The organism is Leclercia sp. W17, assembly GCF_003336325.1.
Taxonomy (GTDB): Bacteria; Pseudomonadota; Gammaproteobacteria; order Enterobacterales; family Enterobacteriaceae; genus Enterobacter.
The window spans coordinates 1718681-1738851 of sequence record NZ_CP031101.1; the positions used below are offsets into that span (position 1 = coordinate 1718681).

Annotated in this window: 21 protein-coding genes, 3 tRNA genes and 3 pseudogenes; 16 read left to right on the plus strand and 11 right to left on the minus strand. The window is 50.9% G+C overall.

Annotated features, from left to right (window positions below; genetic code table 11):
• Window positions 1-27: 27 nt before the first annotated feature.
• The 3 genes from fliT to fliD are packed head-to-tail and all read right to left on the minus strand — an operon-like array spanning window position 28 to window position 2233.
• Complete coding sequence (gene fliT, locus DVA44_RS08350; protein WP_114314563.1) at window positions 28-393, minus strand: flagella biosynthesis regulatory protein FliT; 366 nt, start codon at window positions 391-393, stop codon at window positions 28-30.
• Window positions 393-803, minus strand: coding sequence for a flagellar export chaperone FliS (gene fliS / locus DVA44_RS08355; RefSeq protein WP_114386221.1), 411 nt, complete (start codon window positions 801-803; stop codon window positions 393-395). The genes fliT and fliS overlap by 1 nt, the downstream gene beginning before the upstream one ends.
• A 20-nt stretch (window positions 804-823) precedes the next feature.
• Window positions 824-2233 (minus strand): flagellar filament capping protein FliD, encoded by a 1410-nt coding sequence (fliD, locus tag DVA44_RS08360; protein WP_114386222.1) that lies wholly within the window; start codon window positions 2231-2233, stop codon window positions 824-826.
• A 266-nt stretch (window positions 2234-2499) separates the two neighbouring features.
• Between fliD and DVA44_RS25945 the strand changes: the two are divergent.
• A pseudogene (locus DVA44_RS25945) lies at window positions 2500-2574 on the plus strand (hypothetical protein); the annotation flags it as partial.
• 18 nt (window positions 2575-2592) lie between these two features.
• On the opposite strand, the pseudogene DVA44_RS08370 reads toward DVA44_RS25945, so the two are convergent.
• A pseudogene (locus DVA44_RS08370) lies at window positions 2593-3739 on the minus strand (IS3 family transposase).
• 625 nt (window positions 3740-4364) lie between these two features.
• Here DVA44_RS08370 and DVA44_RS08375 point away from each other — a divergent pair.
• The 8 genes and pseudogenes from DVA44_RS08375 to sdiA form a co-directional block, all read left to right on the plus strand.
• A pseudogene (locus tag DVA44_RS08375) lies at window positions 4365-4643 on the plus strand (flagellin); the annotation flags it as partial.
• 161 nt (window positions 4644-4804) lie between these two features.
• Entirely contained in the window at window positions 4805-5524 is a 720-nt protein-coding gene (fliA, locus tag DVA44_RS08380; RefSeq protein ID WP_039030897.1) for an RNA polymerase sigma factor FliA, read from the plus strand.
• A 55-nt stretch (window positions 5525-5579) separates the two neighbouring features.
• Window positions 5580-6131, plus strand: coding sequence for a flagella biosynthesis regulatory protein FliZ (gene fliZ, locus DVA44_RS08385; protein WP_103180129.1), 552 nt, complete (start codon window positions 5580-5582; stop codon window positions 6129-6131).
• An 88-nt stretch (window positions 6132-6219) separates the two neighbouring features.
• Window positions 6220-7020 carry a cystine ABC transporter substrate-binding protein gene (gene tcyJ, locus DVA44_RS08390; RefSeq protein WP_114314567.1) on the plus strand — a complete coding sequence of 267 codons (801 nt, stop codon included), beginning with the start codon at window positions 6220-6222 and terminating at the stop codon, window positions 7018-7020.
• Window positions 7021-7125: 105 nt separating this feature from the next.
• Window positions 7126-8112 carry a D-cysteine desulfhydrase gene (gene dcyD / locus DVA44_RS08395; RefSeq protein WP_114386226.1) on the plus strand — a complete coding sequence of 329 codons (987 nt, stop codon included), beginning with the start codon at window positions 7126-7128 and terminating at the stop codon, window positions 8110-8112.
• 21 nt (window positions 8113-8133) lie between these two features.
• Window positions 8134-8802, plus strand: a complete 669-nt coding sequence (gene tcyL, locus DVA44_RS08400) for a cystine ABC transporter permease (RefSeq protein ID WP_114386228.1) — start codon at window positions 8134-8136, stop codon at window positions 8800-8802.
• Window positions 8799-9551, plus strand: coding sequence for an L-cystine ABC transporter ATP-binding protein TcyN (gene tcyN, locus DVA44_RS08405; protein WP_103180125.1), 753 nt, complete (start codon window positions 8799-8801; stop codon window positions 9549-9551). The genes tcyL and tcyN overlap by 4 nt, the downstream gene beginning before the upstream one ends.
• Before the next feature lie 219 nt (window positions 9552-9770).
• Window positions 9771-10493, plus strand: coding sequence for a transcriptional regulator SdiA (gene sdiA / locus DVA44_RS08410; protein ID WP_114386230.1), 723 nt, complete (start codon window positions 9771-9773; stop codon window positions 10491-10493).
• A gap of 66 nt (window positions 10494-10559) precedes the next feature.
• On the opposite strand, the gene DVA44_RS08415 is transcribed toward sdiA, so the two are convergent.
• Entirely contained in the window at window positions 10560-10784 is a 225-nt protein-coding gene (locus DVA44_RS08415) for a DUF2594 family protein (RefSeq protein WP_103180123.1), read from the minus strand.
• A 471-nt stretch (window positions 10785-11255) separates the two neighbouring features.
• Here DVA44_RS08415 and uvrY point away from each other — a divergent pair, with 471 nt between their 5' ends.
• The 6 genes from uvrY (at window position 11256) to DVA44_RS08450 (ending at window position 14798) form a co-directional block, all read left to right on the plus strand.
• Entirely contained in the window at window positions 11256-11912 is a 657-nt protein-coding gene (gene uvrY / locus DVA44_RS08425; protein ID WP_103180122.1) for a UvrY/SirA/GacA family response regulator transcription factor, read from the plus strand.
• Complete coding sequence (gene uvrC, locus DVA44_RS08430; protein WP_114386234.1) at window positions 11909-13741, plus strand: excinuclease ABC subunit UvrC; 1833 nt, start codon at window positions 11909-11911, stop codon at window positions 13739-13741. The genes uvrY and uvrC overlap by 4 nt, the downstream gene beginning before the upstream one ends.
• A 56-nt stretch (window positions 13742-13797) precedes the next feature.
• The gene (gene pgsA, locus DVA44_RS08435) at window positions 13798-14346 is read left to right on the plus strand and encodes a CDP-diacylglycerol--glycerol-3-phosphate 3-phosphatidyltransferase (RefSeq protein WP_032612063.1); all 549 of its coding nucleotides are present in this window, start codon (window positions 13798-13800) and stop codon (window positions 14344-14346) included.
• Between the two features lie 152 nt (window positions 14347-14498).
• Window positions 14499-14574 (plus strand) — tRNA-Gly (locus DVA44_RS08440).
• 51 nt (window positions 14575-14625) lie between these two features.
• A tRNA-Cys gene (locus DVA44_RS08445) sits at window positions 14626-14699 on the plus strand.
• Between the two features lie 12 nt (window positions 14700-14711).
• Window positions 14712-14798: transfer RNA gene (locus DVA44_RS08450), tRNA-Leu, on the plus strand.
• A 126-nt stretch (window positions 14799-14924) separates the two neighbouring features.
• Here DVA44_RS08450 and DVA44_RS08455 read toward each other — a convergent pair.
• The 6 genes from DVA44_RS08455 to DVA44_RS25950 all read right to left on the minus strand — a co-directional run bounded on the left by DVA44_RS08455 (window position 14925) and on the right by DVA44_RS25950 (window position 19020).
• Window positions 14925-15935 carry a tyrosine-type recombinase/integrase gene (locus tag DVA44_RS08455; protein ID WP_114386236.1) on the minus strand — a complete coding sequence of 337 codons (1011 nt, stop codon included), beginning with the start codon at window positions 15933-15935 and terminating at the stop codon, window positions 14925-14927.
• Window positions 15935-16165, minus strand: coding sequence for a DUF4224 domain-containing protein (locus tag DVA44_RS08460; RefSeq protein ID WP_114386238.1), 231 nt, complete (start codon window positions 16163-16165; stop codon window positions 15935-15937). The genes DVA44_RS08455 and DVA44_RS08460 overlap by 1 nt, the downstream gene beginning before the upstream one ends.
• Window positions 16166-16204: 39 nt before the next feature.
• Window positions 16205-17038 (minus strand): hypothetical protein, encoded by an 834-nt coding sequence (locus DVA44_RS08465; RefSeq protein WP_114386240.1) that lies wholly within the window; start codon window positions 17036-17038, stop codon window positions 16205-16207.
• A gap of 128 nt (window positions 17039-17166) precedes the next feature.
• The gene (locus tag DVA44_RS08470) at window positions 17167-17394 is read right to left on the minus strand and encodes a hypothetical protein (protein ID WP_210405528.1); all 228 of its coding nucleotides are present in this window, start codon (window positions 17392-17394) and stop codon (window positions 17167-17169) included.
• Entirely contained in the window at window positions 17381-18406 is a 1026-nt protein-coding gene (locus DVA44_RS08475; protein ID WP_180210735.1) for a chromosome partitioning protein ParB, read from the minus strand. The genes DVA44_RS08470 and DVA44_RS08475 overlap by 14 nt, the downstream gene beginning before the upstream one ends.
• Entirely contained in the window at window positions 18406-19020 is a 615-nt protein-coding gene (locus DVA44_RS25950; protein ID WP_246843608.1) for a hypothetical protein, read from the minus strand. Before DVA44_RS25950 ends, DVA44_RS08475 begins: the two co-directional genes overlap by 1 nt.
• 743 nt (window positions 19021-19763) lie before the next feature.
• Here DVA44_RS25950 and DVA44_RS08485 point away from each other — a divergent pair.
• On the plus strand, window positions 19764-20081 hold the full coding sequence (locus DVA44_RS08485) for a hypothetical protein (RefSeq protein WP_114386244.1): 318 nt from the start codon (window positions 19764-19766) through the stop codon (window positions 20079-20081).
• Window positions 20082-20171: the final 90 nt, after the last annotated feature.

Here is a 20171-nt window from a genome sequence, read left to right on the forward strand (position 1 = left end):
AAACCTTTTCGCACGTCAGGGTAATCGCTATTCCTGATGCGCCTGGGGGACCAGAACATGCCCACCCTGTTTGCCGTAAGCGGAGAGCACCGATTTTTGAATGGATGTTTGCCCCACCATTTTCGACAGTTCATCCATCCGGCTCTGCAACAGCACTTTGACCTGGCTTTCGTTGTCCAGAATCCTACGCAGAGTAGGTTTTAGCTGCTCCTGTAACGGCAGAGGAAGTTCAGATTCCTGAGTGACACGTGCCAGCGTATGCACCGCATTAACATAATCTGTTTCACAGGCGATCAGTTCATCCCATAAACCATTACTGGCGAGCCGCAGCATCAACTTGCTGTGATCAAGTAACTGCTGATAAAGGGTGTAGATTTGCGGTGCAGTGGTCATTAGACGGCGTCCTGAATCAAATGTGGCGAGCCAGCCGCTTCCTTCCAGCCGTCAGCGATATTACGCAGCAGATTTTCCACCTCTTCGATGGCGTTGACATCATTGCGCACGTTCGCCTGCAGAAGACGGCGGACCATATAGGCATAAAGGCCGATCAGGTTTTGTGTTAACTCATCACCATTATCTTCATCCAGGCCCAATTTCAGCCCATTTTCGATAATATTAATGGCTTTTGAAAGCGCTTGGCCTTTTGCAGGGATGTTACCGTCCTGCAGGAACAGACGCGCACGGACCAGCGCGCTGAGAGCACCATCAAATAGCATGATAATCAGCTGCTGCTGGCTGGCACTCATCACCGCGCTTTCAACCTCAATTTTTGCGTAGGCCTGCGTGCCTTTTGCGCCGTACATGTTAATCCCCTTGGTTCAGATTAATTTTTACTGCTGGTATTTTCGAACTGCTGAGTCAGATAGCTACTGGTGGAGTTCAGCGAGTTCATCATCACGTCAAGCTGAGTAAACTGCTCTTTGTAGCGTGCGACCATCGAATCAATTCGCGCACTGGCCGCGTTATACTGAGTCGTTAAGTTATTCAGCGTCTTGCTGACGCCATCCTTCGCGGCCTGAATAATGCCGGTACTGGAGATCCAGCTGGTGGTGCTTTTGCCAATAGTGGTGGTAATACCGGTTGTTTTACCATCACCAATCAGCAGATCTTTAATCCCTGAAGCGCTGGTTTTCATCGCCGCATTCAGTTTGTCGTCATTTACTTCAAGTTTGCCGCTATCCGGATCGGTTGTGATCCCCACCTGCGACAGCGTTTTAATGGTGGAGCCGCCCACAGAGCTGCTCAGCAGGCTCTTTAACTGAGTCTGGATGGTTCGTAACGTGGTATCACCCAGCAGGGCGCCATTGCTGCTGCTCTGGGCATCGGCCCCCGCATCCACAGCGGTATATTTGGTCAGGCTGCTGAACGTATCCTGTAGTGCGTTATAGGCCGTCACCCAGTCTTTAATCGCCTTCGTGGCTTTGGTGTTGTCAGTAGTTATGGTTAAAGTCTGGTTACCGGTGGTGACGTCGCTCAGGTTCAGGGTGATATCTTCCAGCGCATCGCTGATAGTGTTGCTGCTGTTTTCGATATCAACGTTATTGACCTTCAGCAGGGCGTTCAGAGCGGTCACGCTCTCTTCCATACCGTTACTGCTGTCGCCTTTGGTGCCGTTGTAGCCCATGAAGGATTGCAGCGCGGTGTCGCCACTTACGCTAATCGTCATCGCATTGTCTTCACCGGTCTCTTTCGAGGTGATAGACAGGCGATATTCACCGTTCCCAACGTTGATGATACTGGCGCTGACACCCGCATCGGCTTTGTTGATCGCGTCGCGGATCCCGGTCAGCGAGGAGTTTGCCGCGCTGATATCAATGGTGACCGGTTTTTTATCGCCGCCTTGCTGAATCGTGATCTTACTGTCGCTGGTGGCGATGGCCGCTTTATTGTCTTTCTGTACGCCGCTTGTCAGGGTTTGTGCCTTGGCAAGCTGCGTGACTTCAATGGTGTATTTCCCGGCCAGCGCACTGCCTGTAGTGGTCGCGCTGAATGCGGTGGTACTGCTGGTCGTCGTGGTGGCCGTAAACAGGTCGGCTTTACCTAATGCGGTATTGGCGGTCTGGAAAGATTCCAAGGCGCTTTTCAGCGTGCCGTAAGCGCTCAGTTTTGCCGTATAGGAAGATTGCTGATTAGAGATCGGCGTCAACTGCGCTTTTTGTGCGGCGGTAAGACTGTCCAGAATATCCCCTAACTGCAGACCTGAACCGACTCCCAACGTAGAAATACTTGCCATTTTAGTTCCTTAAAGTAACGACACGTAAAACGAATAAATGGGTTATCGGCCTTTATAGGACAAAGTTTACGATTAATTTCTTTTTTTAATGGCAAGAAAAGCGGGAGTAGAGAGGAGTATTTCTGTGGCTAAAAAAAATCATGAGATCCGTAAAAAAATTCTAAAGGTTGTTTTGGACCAGACGATAACACTCATGACGGCGAAGAAGCCGAAGGGTGGAAACCCAAATCTAACTCAAGATTTGATGAACAACAGGAAACGAAATCATGGCACAAGTCATTAATACCAACAGCCTCTCGCTGATCACTCAGAACAACATCAACAAGAACCAGTCTTCAATGTGAATCGCCACAGATAATCTAGACACTTCCGAGCCGCTGATAATATTGGTTTTCGTATTCAGTTGGTGGCATATGATCACTCGAACCATGCCGACGCTTACTGTTATAAAACATTTCGATGTAATCAAAAATATCACCGCGGGCTTCTTCTCGCGTTCCGTAGATCTTTTTCTTTATCCGTTCACGTTTCAGTAGCTGGAAAAAACTTTCTGCGACTGCGTTGTCATGACAGTTACCGCGACGGCTCATACTGCCCTCCAGCCCGTATGATTTCAGGAACGACTGCCACTCATAGCTTGTGTACTGACTGCCTTGATCAGAATGAACCAGCACCTGCTTTTGAGGATTACGTCGCCACACGGCCATCAGAAGTGCATTCAGGACAATATCCTTTGTCATCCGGGCTGCATTGACCAGCCAATAACTTTGCGCGAGAACAGGTCAACAACCACAGCCAGATACAGCCAGCCTTCGTGAGTCCGGATGTAAGTGATGTCCGTTACCCAACGCTCATCCGGTGCTTCCGGGTTGAACTGCCGCTGGAGCCTGTTGGGCGTCACGATGCTGGTTTCACCCTTACGTGCCCGTGGGCTACGGTACCCGACCTGAGCCCTTATCCCGGCTCGCTTCATCAGTCGCCAGACACGGTTAACTCCGCACTGTTGTCCGGTATCCCGCAGGTCGAGGTGGATCTTGCGATAACCATAAACGCAACCCGACTCCAGCCAGAACTGCTTTATCAGCCCCGTCAGCCTCAGGTCAGCATGATGCCGCCGTGAATCCGGCTGCTGAAGCCAGGCGTAAAAACCACTCGGATGCACATCCAGCACCCGACAAAGCAGTCGGACAGGCCAGCAATGGGTGTTGTCACGGATAAAGGCGTACCTCAGTCGGACAGCTTTGCGAAGTACGCCGCGGCTTTTTTTAATATGTCCCGTTCGTCGGTAACCCGCTTCAGCTCTTTCTGGAGGCGTCGGATCTCGGCCTGAGCGTCTGACTGGACTTTATTGGTTGAGGAATCCGGGCCATATGCCTTTATCCAGGCATAAAGACTGTGGGTGGTGATACCGAGACGTGTTGCCACGCTGGAAACAGAATGGCCGCGATCAACAACCTGTTTTACCGCTTCAATTTTAAACTCTTCGGGATAACGCTTACCGCTCATGGGCACCTCTCTTTAAGTCATCTTAAATGACTCTGAGGTGTCTGTTAAACCCGTGGCGATTCATCCAGACAAACTGCTGGTGTCCAGCGATGGTACAACCTTCTACGACGCGACCTACGACAAAGATACCAACTCTCTGAAGTTCGACAGCTCATCTGCATCTTCGATTACTACTGCTACTGCAGCAGCTGGTAAAGATATCAACGTCGGCAACGGCCAGATGATGAAGGCTGACGACATCACCGGTCGTACTGATTCTAACGTTGCAGCTAAACCGGAAATGTTCTTGGATCAGAATGGTAACTATCTGGTTTCTTCTGATGGTACTAACTACGCTACTGCTACCGTTGATGCCGCGACTGGTAAAGTATCCTTCGATTCCAGCACCGCAGCTGCTCTGGGTGCAGGCGTTAACGTAGGTAGCGCACTGACTGAAATCGGCAAACCAGGCGCAGCGGTAAACGTTGACTTGTCTGGCGTAAGCAACGTTACCAATGCACAACTGTTTGCTCTGAAAGACGGTAGCGGCTACGTTGTTAAAGGCGCAAACGCTGACGGCAAAGAAGTAATGTACAAAGCTACTCTGGACACTACCACGGGTAAAGTGACTCAGGGTGATCAGGTTACTGAAGATCCGCTGGCTTCTATCGACGACGCTATCTCTACTGTAGATACCTTCCGTTCTTCTCTTGGTGCTATTCAGAACCGTCTGGATTCCGCTATCACTAACCTGAGCAACACCACCACCAACCTGTCTGAAGCGCAGTCCCGTATTCAGGACGCTGACTATGCGACCGAAGTGTCAAATATGTCTAAAGCGCAGATTATCCAGCAGGCGGGTAACTCCGTGTTGGCGAAAGCTAACCAGGTTCCTCAGCAGGTTCTGTCTCTGCTGCAGGGCTAATCACCTGACGATGCTCAAACCCCGCTCCGGCGGGGTTTTTACTTTCCATAAATGCAATAATCCCCAAATAACCCCCCATTCCCCCCCCTATTCACACGATTAAAACCCCTCCAGAATCGGATAATCATGCCGATAACTCAACTAACGCAGGGCTGTTTATCGTGAATTCACTCTATACCGCTGAAGGTGTAATGGATAAACACTCGCTGTGGCAGCGTTATGTTCCGCTGGTGCGTCATGAAGCATTGCGGCTTCAGGTACGTCTGCCGGCGAGTGTGGAACTGGACGATCTGCTACAAGCGGGCGGGATCGGGTTACTGAATGCAGTTGACCGATACGACGCTCTGCAAGGAACGGCATTTACGACTTACGCAGTACAGCGTATTCGTGGTGCGATGCTGGATGAACTGCGCAGCCGGGATTGGGTGCCGCGCAGCGTCCGCCGCAATGCACGCGAAGTAGCGCAAGCGATGGGGCAGCTGGAACAGGAGCTTGGACGTAACGCGACGGAAACCGAAGTTGCGGATCGTCTGGGGATCACTACTGCCGACTACCGTCAGATGTTGCTCGATACCAACAACAGCCAGCTCTTCTCTTATGACGAGTGGCGCGAAGAGCATGGCGATAGCATTGAACTGGTGACGGACGATCATCAGCAGGAAAACCCGTTGCACCAGTTAATGGAAGGCAACGTACGCCAGCGCGTAATGGAAGCTATTGAAGCTTTACCGGAACGCGAACAACTGGTGCTGACCCTTTATTACCAGGAAGAGCTCAATCTCAAGGAGATTGGCGCCGTGCTGGAAGTAGGGGAGTCGCGGGTTAGCCAGCTGCACAGCCAGGCCATTAAACGCTTACGTACCAAGCTGGGTAAGTTATAGGTGATCCTTGTCACCCGTTAAGTGCCGCACAACGTATTGACAACCAGGAGTTATCATGACGGTGCAGCAATCTAAAAGACGGCCATTAAGCCGCTACCTGAAAGACTTTAAACACAGCCAGACGCATTGCGCCCATTGCCATAAACTGCTTGACCGCATCACGCTGGTCCGTCGTGGAGAGATCGTCAATAAAATCGCGATCTCCCGTCTCGATACCCTGCTGGATGAAGCCGGCTGGCAGCAAGAGCAGCAGGAGTGGGTGGCGTTATGTCGTTTTTGTGGCGACCTGCACTGCAAAGAGCAGAGCGACTTTTTCGATATTATTGGCTTCAAGCAGTTCCTGTTTGAACAGACAGAGATGAGTCACGGAACGGTGCGCGAGTACGTTGTGCGTCTGCGTCGTCTTGGCCAGCATCTGACCTCGCTGAATATTTCCCGTGAGCTTCTGACCGACGGTTATCTGGATGAAAATCTGGAGCCGTGGCTGCCTGCGACCAGCACCAACAACTACCGGATCGCGCTGCGCAAATATGCGCAATACAGGTCGCAAATGCCGATGGCGGTGAAGCAGAAAGTCCACCGTGAAACAACTTCTGATATATATTAAAAATGAATAACATGTAGCGCAGTCGTGTTTGACCTTGTGGTTGAACGCCCTACACTACAACCAAAATTCCAATCATATCGGGGTATGTATGAAATTTGCACTTCTGGGTCGTCAGGCGCTGATGGGTGTAATGGCCGTTGCGCTGGTTGCGGGTATGAGCGTCAAGACCTTCGCCGCAGAGGGTCTTTTAAACAAAGTTAAAGAGCGCGGCACGCTGCTGGTTGGGCTGGAAGGGACCTACCCTCCGTTCAGCTTCCAGGGTGACGACGGTAAACTGACCGGTTTTGAGGTGGAGTTTGCCGAAGAGCTGGCAAAACACCTCGGTGTGAAAGCCTCGCTGAAGCCGACCAAATGGGACGGCATGCTGGCGTCGCTGGACTCAAAACGTATTGATGTGGTGATTAACCAGGTCACCATCTCTGACGAACGTAAGAAAAAGTATGACTTCTCCACCCCGTATACCGTCTCCGGTATCCAGGCGCTGGTGAAAAAAGGTAACGAAGGCTCCATTAAATCTGCTGCCGACCTGAAAGATAAAAAAGTGGGCGTCGGTCTGGGGACCAACTACGAAGAGTGGCTGCGCCAGAACGTGCAGGGTGTTGATATCCGCACCTATGATGACGACCCGACCAAATACCAGGATCTGCGCGTAGGCCGTATTGATGCCATTCTGGTTGACCGCCTGGCGGCGCTGGATCTGGTGAAGAAAACCAACAACACCCTGGCCGTTGCCGGTGATGCCTTCTCCCGTCAGGAAGCGGGCGTTGCGATCCGCAAAGGCAACGAGGATCTGGTCAAAGCAGTTGACGGCGCCATTGCCGAGATGCAGAAAGACGGCAGCCTGAAGGCGCTCTCCGAAAAATGGTTCGGGGCAGACGTCACAAAGTAAGCAGTTGACTGAAAAAAAAGGCGCTTTGATAAGCGCCTTTTTTATTTCCTCGCCATCAACGTGCATAATAAAAAATTAGACTTAGACAGGGTTATGGAGGTTTTCATGTCATTACAGAACCTGACGCGTTTTCCGCGCCTGGAATTTATCGGCGCGCCGACGCCGCTGGAGTATTTGCCGCGCTTATCGGATTACCTGGGGCGCGACATCCTTATCAAACGTGATGACGTGACGCCCATAGCAATGGGGGGCAACAAACTGCGCAAGCTGGAGTTCCTCGCGGCAGATGCCCTGCGTGAAGGCGCCGACACGCTGATCACCGCAGGCGCCATCCAGTCCAACCATGTTCGTCAGACCGCGGCCGTGGCGGCTAAGCTGGGCCTGCACTGCATCGCCCTGCTGGAAAACCCGATTGGCACAAAGGCAGAAAACTACCTCAGCAACGGTAACCGCCTGCTGCTGGATCTGTTCAACGTGCAGATAGAGATGTGCGATGCGCTGACCGATCCCGTGGCGCAGCTGAATGAGCTGGCGACCCGCGTTGAAGCCCAGGGTTTTCGCCCGTATGTGATCCCGGTTGGCGGTTCGAATGCGCTGGGTGCGTTGGGCTACGTCGAAAGCGCCCTGGAAATTGCCCAGCAGTGCGAAGGCACGATCGGCCTCTCCTCGGTGGTGGTCGCCTCCGGTAGCGCAGGCACCCATGCCGGGCTGGCGGTCGGGCTGGAGCAGCTGATGCCGGAGGTTGAGCTGATTGGCGTTACCGTATCACGCAGCGTAGCCGATCAAAAACCGAAGGTAGTGTCGCTGCAACAGGCGGTGGCACAGCAGCTGGAGGTGAGCGCAAAGGCGGATATCGTGCTGTGGGATGACTATTTCGCGCCGGGCTACGGCACGCCAAATGACGAAGGCACCGAGGCGGTGAAACTGTTGGCACGTCTCGAAGGGATTTTGCTGGATCCGGTCTATACCGGCAAAGCCATGGCCGGACTTATTGACGGGATCGAACAGAAACGCTTCAAAGATGAAGGGCCGATTCTGTTTATTCATACTGGCGGGGCGCCGGCTCTCTTTGCCTACCATCCTCACGTTTAAATCACAGGCAGAAAAATCATAATGCAAGAAAGTATTCAACTGGTGATTGATTCGTTGCCCTACCTGCTGAAAGGCGCAGTATTTACGCTGCAGCTGAGTATTGGCGGGATGTTTTTCGGTCTGGTGCTGGGTTTTGTGCTAGCGTTGATGCGCATGTCGCCTCTGCTGCCCGTGCGCTGGCTGGCGCGTTTTTATATTTCCATCTTCCGCGGCACGCCGCTGATTGCCCAGCTGTTCATGATTTACTACGGCCTGCCGCAGTTTGGTATTGAGCTGGATCCCATCCCGGCGGCAATGATCGGTCTGTCGCTTAATACTGCTGCCTATGCGGCGGAAACCCTGCGCGCAGCTATCTCCTCCATCGACAAAGGCCAGTGGGAAGCCGCAGCCAGTATCGGGATGACGCCGTGGCAGACCCTGCGCCGGGCCATCCTGCCTCAGGCTGCGCGCGTGGCGCTGCCACCGCTCAGCAATAGCTTCATTAGCCTGGTAAAAGACACCTCGCTGGCGGCCACCATTCAGGTGCCGGAGCTGTTCCGTCAGGCGCAGTTGATCACCTCGCGCACGCTGGAGGTCTTTACCATGTATCTGGCCGCCTCGCTGATCTACTGGATCATGGCAACCGTGCTGTCCGCGCTGCAAAACTATTTTGAAAACCAGCTTAACCGCCAGGAGCGTGATCCGAAATGAGTGCTATCGACGTTAAAAACCTGGTGAAGAAATTTCACGGCCAGACGGTGCTGCACGGCATCGACCTGGAGGTGCAGGAGGGCGAAGTGGTGGCGATTATCGGGCCCAGCGGGTCCGGTAAAACCACGCTACTGCGCAGTATCAACCTGCTGGAGCATCCGGAAGCTGGCACCATTCGCGTGGGTGACATCACCATTGATACCGGTAAGTCGCTGGGTCAGCAAAAAGGGCTGATTCGTCGTCTGCGTCAGCATGTCGGCTTTGTCTTCCAGAGCTTTAATCTGTTTCCTCACCGCACGGTGCTGGAAAACATCATTGAAGGCCCGGTAATTGTCAAAGGCGAACCCAAAGAGGAGGCGACAGCCCGCGCCCGGGAGTTACTGGCAAAAGTGGGGCTTTCCGGGAAAGAGGGCAGTTACCCGCGCCGTCTCTCCGGTGGACAGCAGCAGCGTGTGGCAATTGCCCGCGCCCTGGCGATGCGACCTGACGTGATCCTGTTTGATGAACCTACCTCTGCGCTGGATCCGGAGCTGGTGGGGGAGGTGCTGAATGCCATTCGCCAGCTGGCACAGGAGAAACGTACTATGGTCATTGTCACCCATGAGATGAGCTTTGCCCGCGACGTGGCAGACAGGGCGATTTTTATGGATCAGGGGCGTATTGTGGAGCAGGGGCCGGCGAAAGCGCTGTTTGCCGATCCTCAGCAGCCCCGTACCCGGCAATTCCTTGAGAAATTCCTGATGCAGTAGCATATTTGCTTTTAATTGCTCCGGAATTAATCTCCGGAGCAAAATATTCATCCCTGAAATGAATGGTCCCGCGATTTTATCCCGCCACAAACCCCTAAGTGCATAAAATCTGTAGATAATTACCTCAGGGTCGATATTTTATACATATAAATAAGATTTATGTGTTAATTTAAGAAATCATAATAATGATTATCTTTACAGGGGCTTCATTCACTTGGTATGAAGGATTTAGACTTTTTTACATGGCGACGGGAGTGCTATCTCCGTTTTCAGGGGATGACATCCGCCAGCGAGGTATATCCCGAACTTCAGCGTCAAACTCAGAACCTGGGTTATGAGTATTTCGCTCTCTGCGTCCGTCATCCGGTACCGTTTACCCGACCGAAAGTCTCGGTGCACTCAACCTATCCGCAACAGTGGATGGCGCACTATCAGGCGGAAAATTATTTCATCATCGATCCTGTGCTGAAACCCGAGAATTTCGTCCACGGGCACTTACCCTGGAACGACGCCTTATTTGCCGATGCGCAGTCCTTATGGGACGGCGCGCGCGACCACGGTCTGCGCAAAGGGATCACTCAGTGTCTGATGCTGCCTAATCATGCGATGGGGTTCCTGTCGGTCTCCAGCACCAGCCTGTCGGTCAATATGATGGCGAATGAAGTGGTTGAGTTGCGTCTGCAAATGCTGGTGCAAATGGCCTTGACCACGCTGCTACGCCTGGAGCATGAAATGGTGATGCCACCCGAGATGAAGTTCAGTAAGCGCGAGAAGGAGATCCTGAAATGGACAGCGGAAGGCAAAACCTCGGCAGAAATAGCAATTATTCTCTCTATCTCTGAGAATACGGTGAACTTCCACCAGAAGAATATGCAGAAGAAATTCAATGCGCCGAATAAAACGCAAATAGGCTGCTATGCGGCAGCGACGGGAATTATCTGACTACACTTCAGTTCTGCGTGGCAGGCGAGTAAACGGCTGAATGCATTGCTTTCAGCCGTTTTTGTTTTATTGACGGTAAGCTTGTTTGATTTGCTTAACGGTGCTGGAAAATACCTCAGCCTGAGCCTGGTCTTCCATCTGGGCAATCTGGCGTTCCATCTTAATGATCACACGACCGGCATCCGCCTGGCCCATCGCCTGCAGCATCAGGGTCAACAGAGATTTCAGACAGGAGACTTCCTGTGCCAGTTCTTGATTATTCTCAGCAGTGGCAAAATCAGGTGTGCTCATTTATTTTCCTCATGATAAAAACGGCGCTTGAGCGCATAGTTCAAAGTTCAAGGCGGCGGAGTATACCACAAGCCTTAAAAAAAAACGCAGTGCTTGTTTTTTGTACTTTCAGCCGTTTTGTTTATTTAATTGAACGACCATTCACCCTACACTTTTAAGACGTTAAGCGGAGGGTATTGTTTAGCTAAGGTAGTTAGCAGGTTAATTATTGTTACTAAATTACGTGAGGTATTTTAACAATAAAAAAATAGCCCCTAAAATTTGTAAATTTTTGAAAACATCAACCTGAAAAAAGGCGCCTGAGCCGCATGGCGCAAGGCTTCCGTTTCCAGTTGATGTACAAGTTAATTTCCAAAAAAGAGAGTTATAACGAAGGCCTGCATTTTTTAACGTTTTCAGTTTGCGATAAAAAACGTTAATATGAGCCGAATTAACTGTCTGTAGCGTTATCCCTATTCTGGAGAATTTCCTTTGATCAACGTCCTTCTTGTTGATGACCACGAACTGGTGCGCGCAGGGATACGACGCATTCTTGAAGATATTAAAGGTATAAAAGTTGCTGGCGAGGCCTGCTGCGGTGAAGATGCCGTAAAATGGTGCCGGACGAATAGTGCAGATGTTGTCCTGATGGACATGAACATGCCCGGTATTGGCGGCCTGGAAGCAACGCGTAAAATCGCGCGCGCCTGGGTTGATACCAAAGTGATCATGCTGACGGTTCACACTGAAAATCCTCTTCCTGCAAAAGTGATGCAGGCGGGCGCCGCGGGCTACCTGAGCAAGGGCGCAGCCCCTCAGGAAGTTGTTAACGCTATCCGTTCTGTCTATTCCGGGCAGCGCTATATCGCTTCTGATATCGCGCAACAAATGGCGCTCAGCCAGATTGAACCAGAAAAGACCGAATCACCGTTTGCCAGTTTGTCTGAGCGCGAATTGCAGATTATGCTGATGATTACCAAAGGCCAGAAGGTGAATGAGATCTCTGAGCAGCTTAATCTCAGCCCGAAAACGGTGAACAGCTACCGCTACCGTATGTTCAGTAAGCTGAACATTCATGGCGATGTCGAACTCACTCACCTGGCCATCCGTCATGGTCTGTGCAATGCCGAGACCCTAATTAGTCAGTGAGTGAAGTGTTTGATTCCAGTGCTTTCCTGAAAACCGTCACCAGCCAGCCAGGCGTCTACCGGATGTATGACGCAGGCGGGACGGTTATTTACGTCGGTAAAGCGAAAGATCTTAAGAAGCGTCTTTCCAGCTATTTCCGCAGCAATCTTGCCTCCCGCAAAACTGAAGCGCTGGTCGCTCAGATCCAGCAGATTGACGTCACTGTGACCCACACAGAGACCGAAGCGCTGTTGCTGGAGCATAACTACATCAAGCTCTACCAGCCGCGTTATAACGTGCTGCTGCGTGACGACAAATCCTACCCGTTTATTTTTCTCAGCAGCGATACCCATCCGCGTCTGGCTACCCATCGCGGTGCCAAACATGCGAAAGGCGAATATTTCGGCCCGTTCCCCAACGGCTATGCCGTGCGGGAGACGCTGGCCCTGCTGCAAAAGATTTTCCCGATTCGGCAGTGCGAAAACAGCGTCTATCGCAACCGCTCCCGTCCCTGTCTGCAGTACCAGATAGGCCGTTGCCTTGGACCCTGCGTGGAAGGGTTGGTCAGCGAAGAGGAGTATGCCCAGCAGGTGGAATATGTGCGCCTGTTCCTGGCCGGTAAAGACGATCAGGTGCTGAACCAGCTTATTGCCCGCATGGAGAAGGCCAGCCAGGCGCTGAACTTTGAAGAGGCGGCGCGGATCCGCGATCAGATCCAGGCGGTACGACGAGTCACGGAAAAACAGTTTGTCTCTAATACCGGCGATGACCTGGACGTGATTGGCGTGTCGTTCGATGCGGGCATGGCCTGCGTACATGTACTCTTTATCCGCCAGGGTAAGGTGCTGGGCAGCCGCAGCTATTTCCCGAAAGTGCCGGGCGGTACCGAACTGGGTGAAGTGGTCGAGACCTTTGTTGGCCAGTTCTATTTGCAGGGCAGCCAGATGCGAACCCTGCCGTCGGAAATTTTGCTCGATTTTAATCTCAGCGATAAAACGCTGCTGTCAGATTCGCTGTCGGAGCTGGCGGGACGCCGGGTTAACGTCCAGACCAAACCGCGCGGCGATCGTGCCCGCTACCTCAAGCTGGCGCGCACCAATGCGGCAACGGCGTTGACCACCAAACTGTCGCAGCAGTCGACCGTTCATCAGCGTCTTATCGCGCTGGCAACCGTGCTTAAGCTGCCGGAAGTGAAACGGATGGAGTGTTTCGACATCAGTCATACGATGGGGGAGCAGACGGTGGCCTCCTGCGTGGTATTTGATGCTAACGGACCGCTACGGGCGGAGTACCGGCGCTACAACATTACGGATATCACTCCCGGTGACGATTACGCGGCCATGAACCAGGTGCTGTGCCGTCGCTATGGCAAAGCTATTGAAGAGAGTAAGATCCCGGACGTTATCCTGATTGACGGTGGTAAAGGCCAACTTGCACAGGCAAAATCCGTTTTTGCTGAGCTGGACGTAAGCTGGGATAAGCATCATCCGCTGCTGCTGGGCGTGGCGAAAGGCACCGATCGTAAAGCCGGGCTGGAGACGCTGTTCCTTGAGCCGGAAGGGGAGGGCTTTAGCCTGCCGCCGGACTCACCTGCGCTCCATGTGATCCAGCATATTCGCGATGAGTCGCACGCTCATGCCATTAGCGGTCACCGTAAAAAACGGGCAAAGGTAAAAAATACCAGCACCCTGGAAACGATCGAAGGGGTCGGGCCAAAACGTCGCCAGATGTTGCTGAAATATATGGGCGGTTTGCAAGGATTACTCAACGCCAGCGTAGAGGAAATTGCAAAAGTGCCAGGTATTTCGCAAGGGCTGGCAGAAAAGATCTACTACTCGTTGAAACATTGAGGGCTCTGTAGCAACATAGGGCTAATAATTACTGACAACAAACAGTTACCGTCACTATGCGATTAAATATCCCTACATTGCTGACGCTTTTCCGCGTCGTTCTCATTCCTTTCTTCGTACTGGCGTTTTATCTGCCATTTGTCTGGGCGCCTTTCGCATGTGCACTTATCTTTTTTGTTGCGGCAGTCACTGACTGGTTCGACGGCTACCTGGCGCGTCGCTGGAATCAAAGCACCCGTTTCGGCGCGTTCCTCGATCCGGTGGCTGACAAGGTGATGGTGGCCATCGCCATGGTACTGGTGGTTGAGCACTATCACAGCTGGTGGGTCACACTGCCTGCGGCGACCATGATTGCCCGTGAAATTATTATCTCTGCCCTGCGCGAGTGGATGGCGGAACTGGGTAAACGCAGCAGCGTGGCGGTCTCCTGGATCGGTAAGGTGAAAACCACCGCGCAGATGGCGGCACTGGTATGGATGCTGTGGCGTCCAAACGAGTGGGTAGAGTGGGCAGGTATTGGCCTGTTTATGGTCGCGGCGGTGCTGACCCTGTGGTCAATGTTGCAATATTTGAACGCCGCGCGCGGCGATTTGCTTGATCAGTGATCGTTTCGGCGCAATTTTCAGCAAACGATCTATCCTTGCGAAAATTAACGTTGACTCAAAACGTCAGGTAAGTAGAATGCAACGCATCGAACGACGGCACGGCCCGTTAGTCGATAGCAAAATCAAGTGATTAGCATAATGACTTGATGAATGCGGGAATAGCTCAGTTGGTAGAGCACGACCTTGCCAAGGTCGGGGTCGCGAGTTCGAGTCTCGTTTCCCGCTCCAAATTTAAGACATGCGCAATAGCGGGTGTCAGTCGCAAGACAAAAGATTTAAGGCGCGTTAGCAAAGCGGTTATGTAGCGGATTGCAAATCCGTCTAGTCCGGTTCGACTCCGGAACGCGCCTCCACTTTCTTCCCGAGGCCGGATGGTGGAATCGGTAGACACAAGGGATTTAAAATCCCTCGGCGTTCGCGCTGTGTGGGTTCAAGTCCCACTCCGGCTACCATGGGAAAAGAAGAATAAAATCAATGATAAGCAGTGTCGTATAAACCACCGAAAGGTGGTTTTTTATTACCTAAATTTCGCCATTCGCCATTGTTTCGCCATTCGCTTTCGCCATATGAAGAGGGCATTACTGCCCCCCGACTACCGGAACGATAGGTATTTTTCTGTCATAGCGTGCAGTCTGTGACGCATTTTTATGGCCAGCTATTCCCTGTTTATCATTCAGCGTTCCTTCAAGATCCGATATCCCTTTCGCTTTCAAATCGTGGAAAGTAAATTTGAAATCAAGCTCCGGGAATTTTTCAGCTGCAAGTGCTTTAGCTTTAGTCCACTGAGCATTGAACGCATCTCTGGTATACCTTAAGCCAGACGGCTGGTGGAGCAGGAAAATACTCACCATGCCGGGATTTAGGGGGAGAGATTCAGCAAGCCTCACTGCTTTATCAAGGCGTTCTGTCCATGCTTTAATTTGGTGGACTGCGGTTTTGCTCTGCTGGATCATGATGCCTTCACGGAGGATCTGGCTTTTCTTCAGGTCCAGGATATCCCCCTGCCTGGCGCAGCATAAATAAGCAAGTTCCATAGCCACTTTCACTGGGGTGTGAGCAACGCTTAATAGAGCCTCGTACTCCCTGTCAGTGACATAGCGAGTTCTGGCTTTTTCCTTAAACTGCTTCACCCCCTGGCAAGGATTCATCTTCACTTTGCCTCGTTCATATGCCCACCTGAATACACGAGAAATAAAAGCTTTTTCCCGGTTCGCCTGGACACGGCTTTTTACGCCTCGCTTGTCCATATACTTACGGATATGCTCTGGCTTGATGTTGTCTGGTTTCATCTTGCCAAACACAACAGTCACCTTTGCGCCGTATTTTCTGTAGTCCTTACGAGTTTCGGTAGCCAGCTCGTGGAAATCCCCGGAATTAAAGAACTCCTCACACAGAGCATTAAAATTAGTGCGCACCTTGGTGTCATTTATAAAATTCTCATAAGCCGACCAGACCTGTGCTTTGGTGAAATCGGCATTGCACAGCCTGACTGTTCCGCCTTCTGGCGTACGAAATTCATAGGCAGACTTGCCCCGGCGAACGCGGGGCGGCATCCAGTTATCTTCTGGATTTTTACGAGCTCTGGGCATTAGCACATGTCCTTGAAGTTTGGTTCTTCTTCCTCAGGATTGCTTACTACCAGCTTAAGTCCAGCAGGGTTGGAAACATGATCCCAGGTAGTCCCGGGTCTTCCATCCTTACGTGGAACAAAAAATACACCGCTCTCTTTCAGCGCCTTGCACTGAAGGGAAGGGCGGCGATAACCAGTAAGCTGATATAGATCATCTGGAGTTAGAAAACGTTGGCTTTGTCCGTTCATAGTATTTTCTCCACTAAACCGGCTGCACCCGGCAACATATCAATTGGTTTTCAAAACGCTAAATGCCATGAATACTTCAAGAGTGAACCTTCTATAAAATTTGACGAACCCACAATAAAAAATATATGTCATCAAAAGCATAGCTAATGTTGATATAAGATTGAAATGGGAGTTGTTTCCTGACCATATATTAATCGAAAGGGTAAAAAGAGCCACCCAAAAAAAGATTAAAAAGACCAAGCAAACGTTCCTGCAAAATCCATATAAAGCCACGTAATTTTGTATTTTTGGTTGGTGGTTGGAGGAGTGGTCATAAGAATAATGATAGGCAAGTCTAAATAGATCCCCTTGCAAAGCAAAATTATTTTTCAATTGGTTTAAATCAACTGAGAAAAAATATTGATAGGATTTGGCTAGCATTTTCCATAGAGGAGTGGCTAATTCCTTAGTAAGCTCTCTAGAGTAAAGTTTATTAAAAGTAATTAAGTCAAGGAACCAGATTGGGCATAGAATTGTTTTAATAATTATATACTTAAATCTTCTCCCCCAATTTTTCTTTACTACATCTTTGAAATGATTATTTAACTCCCAGAAAAGATAAATTGAAGGGTACTGTAATGTATCATTCATGTACTTTTCCACTAAAAAAGCAGAGCAAATTGCTATCGCATGGCCAATGATATATGCGAGTATTACAATTGAAGAATATCCTAGCAAACTGAGAGAAGACTCCTGTTCAATTGCTGCTTTCTTTAGCTGGATAATTACGTCCCAGTCAAGAGTGATTCCGCAAAAGTATAGAAGATATAGAAACAATCCTCCTGGTATAAGGTAACCGAGGAAATCATATATTGAAAATGGGTTCTGGTTCATATTCTCTCACTTGAAAAGTTGTAATTTATAGAGTGCAATATTATAAACGATCTCTCTTACGGAGTTTATCTACTATTTTTTTCTTTTAGATTGCGTTGTAAACATCCAGTTGATTTTTCCAAAACTATTCATGCCCAAGGGTTAGAGGTCATTGCGTGTTTAAGCACTGCATTCTCCGCAGTCAGCGCCACAAAATCAGTTTGAACCTTACCAAGTTCATGAACAGCAACCTGAACTGCATAAGCGAAGTTGGCAGAAGGGAAGTCACGAGCAACTTCAGCATCGCGTTGCATACGAACTGCAACGGCCATCAGTTCATCCAATTGCTCGCCGGTCATTGGTTTATTGGTTGTCATGATTCGCTTCCTGCTGAAGTTTGTGCTGCTTAACGAAGTGGGCCACAGCCTTTGACTGGCTGGTAACGACACCATTGAGGCTCACGTTCTTGCCGCGATAGATAGGGGCCGACCCGATCTCTTCGCCATCGAGTGACACGTAAAGGATTTTCCCGCGCACCTCAGCCGAAGGGATTGGCTGAGACAGGCGATAGGTTTCACGCGCTTCAGCAATCGCTTTGTGTTCGTCGATGATGGACAGAGCTTCAGCCAGCGCAGCACCCTGGATGGTGAACACCCCTTCGTCACTGATCTCAGCCTGGGCCATCAGTTCCACGAAACGACGCGCATTCTTGATGCTGAGTTCTGGAGCGATAGCGCTGCGGGTAACTTTCGTTTTACCCTGGGCAGCCGCAACTGCTTTATCGTGCTGCAGCACCTCGCCAGCCTTTTCGCCGTACTCTTTTACGCGATCAACAGCAACATCAACGGATACGGCCCCGGATTTAACTTCCTGCTGAACGTCATAATTCGCGGTGCTGAGTGTCAGTAACTTTTCAACGGTACCGACTGACTTATTGACCAGCTTCGCAATCTCGCTGGTGGTCTGGTTAAATGCGTTGTGCAACTCCTGAATAACCGCAGCCTGCTCAATATCGGAAAGGGGCAACTGGTTATTGCTGGTCATGATCCGCGCCAGGCGCTGCACATCGTTACCGTTAAACGGCATGATGTGAATGCGGTCTACTGGCTTACCGGCTGCACGGCAGCGCTCATAGCAGCGGCGACGGCGGTGGCCTTCAACGACCCAGACACCACCTTCATCACGCGCGATAACTTCCAGTGGAGGAACCGAACCACCGTTCATCAGATAGGTAAACAGCTCATCGTCTGCCTGGATGGTGCGTTCATCGTCGTCATGACGCTTGTTGAATCCTGCGCGAACATGGATATCGTCGAGGCTGATGAACATGCCGGTATCAGTGCGCTTGATAGTCCCGTCGCGGGACATCTGCTTGAATGAGTTAGCCATCAGAATGATCCCTTACCGACGATATCTTTGAACTCATGGATAGTTACTGACCCTTCATCCGGGTAATCAGCGTTCGCGATATTGAGACCGTATTTGATTACACCATCGTTGCTCAGCTCGCCTACCCAGAGAATGCCATCAGTGAAATCCCCGTATCGCTCATCACCGTTGCCGCAGCTGTCACAAATAGACTCAATGTCAGACGCGTCCAGATACATTTTCTCCGGAACGAGCTTCCATCCATCAGGAATAGTGCTTTGCCTAATTTCAGCAAGAACAACGTCCGTTGCCGGTGCTAATTCACGAAGTTCTTTCTGGGCTTCCAGCAGATGCATATTGGTGCGCTTCTTGGTGTGACGCTCGACAATACGATCACACTCTTTAGCCCAGCAGGTAACATCATCACGAAGTACAGTGTTCTCGATAGCGAGAACGGAGCGCTGTTGCATGGCCTCGCAAAGCGCCACGCTAGTGATATCAAGGCGGTTAGCCAGTTCGGTCATGATCCCGCGATAAGCCGGGGGAAGGAGTGCGGCCGCTTTACGGGCAGCGTCGATCAACTGCTCTCTGGTCATGCGTGGTTGTAAATCGGTGACGGTCTGTGCGTTCGTCATGGTTAGTTTCTCCGTTATATAAGCGTCCTGCACGACGCTGAATTTTGGTTGCACGAATCCCGCGCCTTACGGCGAGAGAAAATGATTTTGGTTCGCTTTAATAAGCACCCAGGGTAGGGCGCTTAATGAAGCGGGCGACTGCCATCGCCGGTTAGTTCTCCACACAACTGGAAGCGCACTCCAACGTTTCACACCTGTCACCCATAACTGATGGATTAAGGAATGCGCTTTCAGCTGTGAAAATGGGCGGTCGGCATTAAGGACATTCACAACTACCGACCGCCAAGACTACACACAGCTTTCGTTACTACGGGTTACCACGCTGGCTACGTGATTTGGTTGTGGCCGGTAACCAGCCGGAGATTTCCAGCTTCTTCTTCGCTTCAGGTACCAAGCTGAAAATCTACTTCCACAACGCTGAGAGCACTGATACGGTTGGCTGATGCCTCCGGATCGTCTTGCGGCTTGTATGATGGCCCGCTCATCGCCAATGCTCTCATCGTTGCACCCTCGTCTCTTCCGAGGTGTCACACCTAACCGCCACGCTGGTGAAACGTCTCTGACTGTCGTTCGTGCCTGGCTTGCACATTCCGGCTACCCGGCATGGAAAGTAGCATAGAGGAACCCTGCCGGACCGCTGCGACACATGTGCCATATGCCGTACTGCAAAAGTGCCTGTCTTTTCACCACGTCAGGCTCGGTGGTATTCTTGGAGTTCTCACACAACCAAGAAATTGAAAAACATGAACAATCCGTTATCCAATCTTCAGTTGGATGTTTGGTACAAGGTGTTGATCGTCATTTGCACGGTCGTATTCCTCTCTACTGCTGGCGGACTACTACCAAAACTTCCTACCAACTCCGCGCTTCTTATTTCTCTTGGCGGCGTATTTTTTTGCTGTGGAGAATGGAAAAACCATCCACGATACACAGTTGTTGAAGAGGCTATGGGCCAGAGATTTCTTGGCACTGGCTTCAAGCGCGCATTCAGTATCACCGGTACGATTCTTTGCTTGATTGGCGCTTACCTGATCTACAAAGGAATCATGCCACTTCTCTAAATCACAACCGCACTTAGGGCACTTGCTATAAACAGGACTGAACTTCATCCCATCTGGGAGAGTAATCATCTTTCTGTTTGCGCTTGTGCT

Bases quoted from the DNA above. Each gene is read 5' to 3' on its own strand.
- DVA44_RS08470 (WP_210405528.1), bottom strand. From the start codon at position 17,394: ATGACAACCAATAAACCAATGACCGGCGAGCAATTGGATGAACTGATG.
- sdiA (WP_114386230.1), top strand. From the start codon at position 9,771: ATGAAGGATTTAGACTTTTTTACATGGCGACGGGAGTGCTATCTCCGT.
- DVA44_RS25950 (WP_246843608.1), bottom strand. From the start codon at position 19,020: ATGACGAACGCACAGACCGTCACCGATTTACAACCACGCATGACCAGA.
- fliS (WP_114386221.1), bottom strand. From the start codon at position 803: ATGTACGGCGCAAAAGGCACGCAGGCCTACGCAAAAATTGAGGTTGAA.
- DVA44_RS08455 (WP_114386236.1), bottom strand. From the start codon at position 15,935: ATGCCCAGAGCTCGTAAAAATCCAGAAGATAACTGGATGCCGCCCCGC.
- fliZ (WP_103180129.1), top strand. From the start codon at position 5,580: ATGACGGTGCAGCAATCTAAAAGACGGCCATTAAGCCGCTACCTGAAA.
- dcyD (WP_114386226.1), top strand. From the start codon at position 7,126: ATGTCATTACAGAACCTGACGCGTTTTCCGCGCCTGGAATTTATCGGC.
- DVA44_RS08475 (WP_180210735.1), bottom strand. From the start codon at position 18,406: ATGGCTAACTCATTCAAGCAGATGTCCCGCGACGGGACTATCAAGCGC.
- tcyJ (WP_114314567.1), top strand. From the start codon at position 6,220: ATGAAATTTGCACTTCTGGGTCGTCAGGCGCTGATGGGTGTAATGGCC.
- DVA44_RS08465 (WP_114386240.1), bottom strand. From the start codon at position 17,038: ATGAACCAGAACCCATTTTCAATATATGATTTCCTCGGTTACCTTATA.
- fliT (WP_114314563.1), bottom strand. From the start codon at position 393: ATGACCACTGCACCGCAAATCTACACCCTTTATCAGCAGTTACTTGAT.
- tcyL (WP_114386228.1), top strand. From the start codon at position 8,134: ATGCAAGAAAGTATTCAACTGGTGATTGATTCGTTGCCCTACCTGCTG.
- fliD (WP_114386222.1), bottom strand. From the start codon at position 2,233: ATGGCAAGTATTTCTACGTTGGGAGTCGGTTCAGGTCTGCAGTTAGGG.
- DVA44_RS08485 (WP_114386244.1), top strand. From the start codon at position 19,764: ATGAACAATCCGTTATCCAATCTTCAGTTGGATGTTTGGTACAAGGTG.
- pgsA (WP_032612063.1), top strand. From the start codon at position 13,798: ATGCGATTAAATATCCCTACATTGCTGACGCTTTTCCGCGTCGTTCTC.
- tcyN (WP_103180125.1), top strand. From the start codon at position 8,799: ATGAGTGCTATCGACGTTAAAAACCTGGTGAAGAAATTTCACGGCCAG.
- DVA44_RS08460 (WP_114386238.1), bottom strand. From the start codon at position 16,165: ATGAACGGACAAAGCCAACGTTTTCTAACTCCAGATGATCTATATCAG.
- DVA44_RS08415 (WP_103180123.1), bottom strand. From the start codon at position 10,784: ATGAGCACACCTGATTTTGCCACTGCTGAGAATAATCAAGAACTGGCA.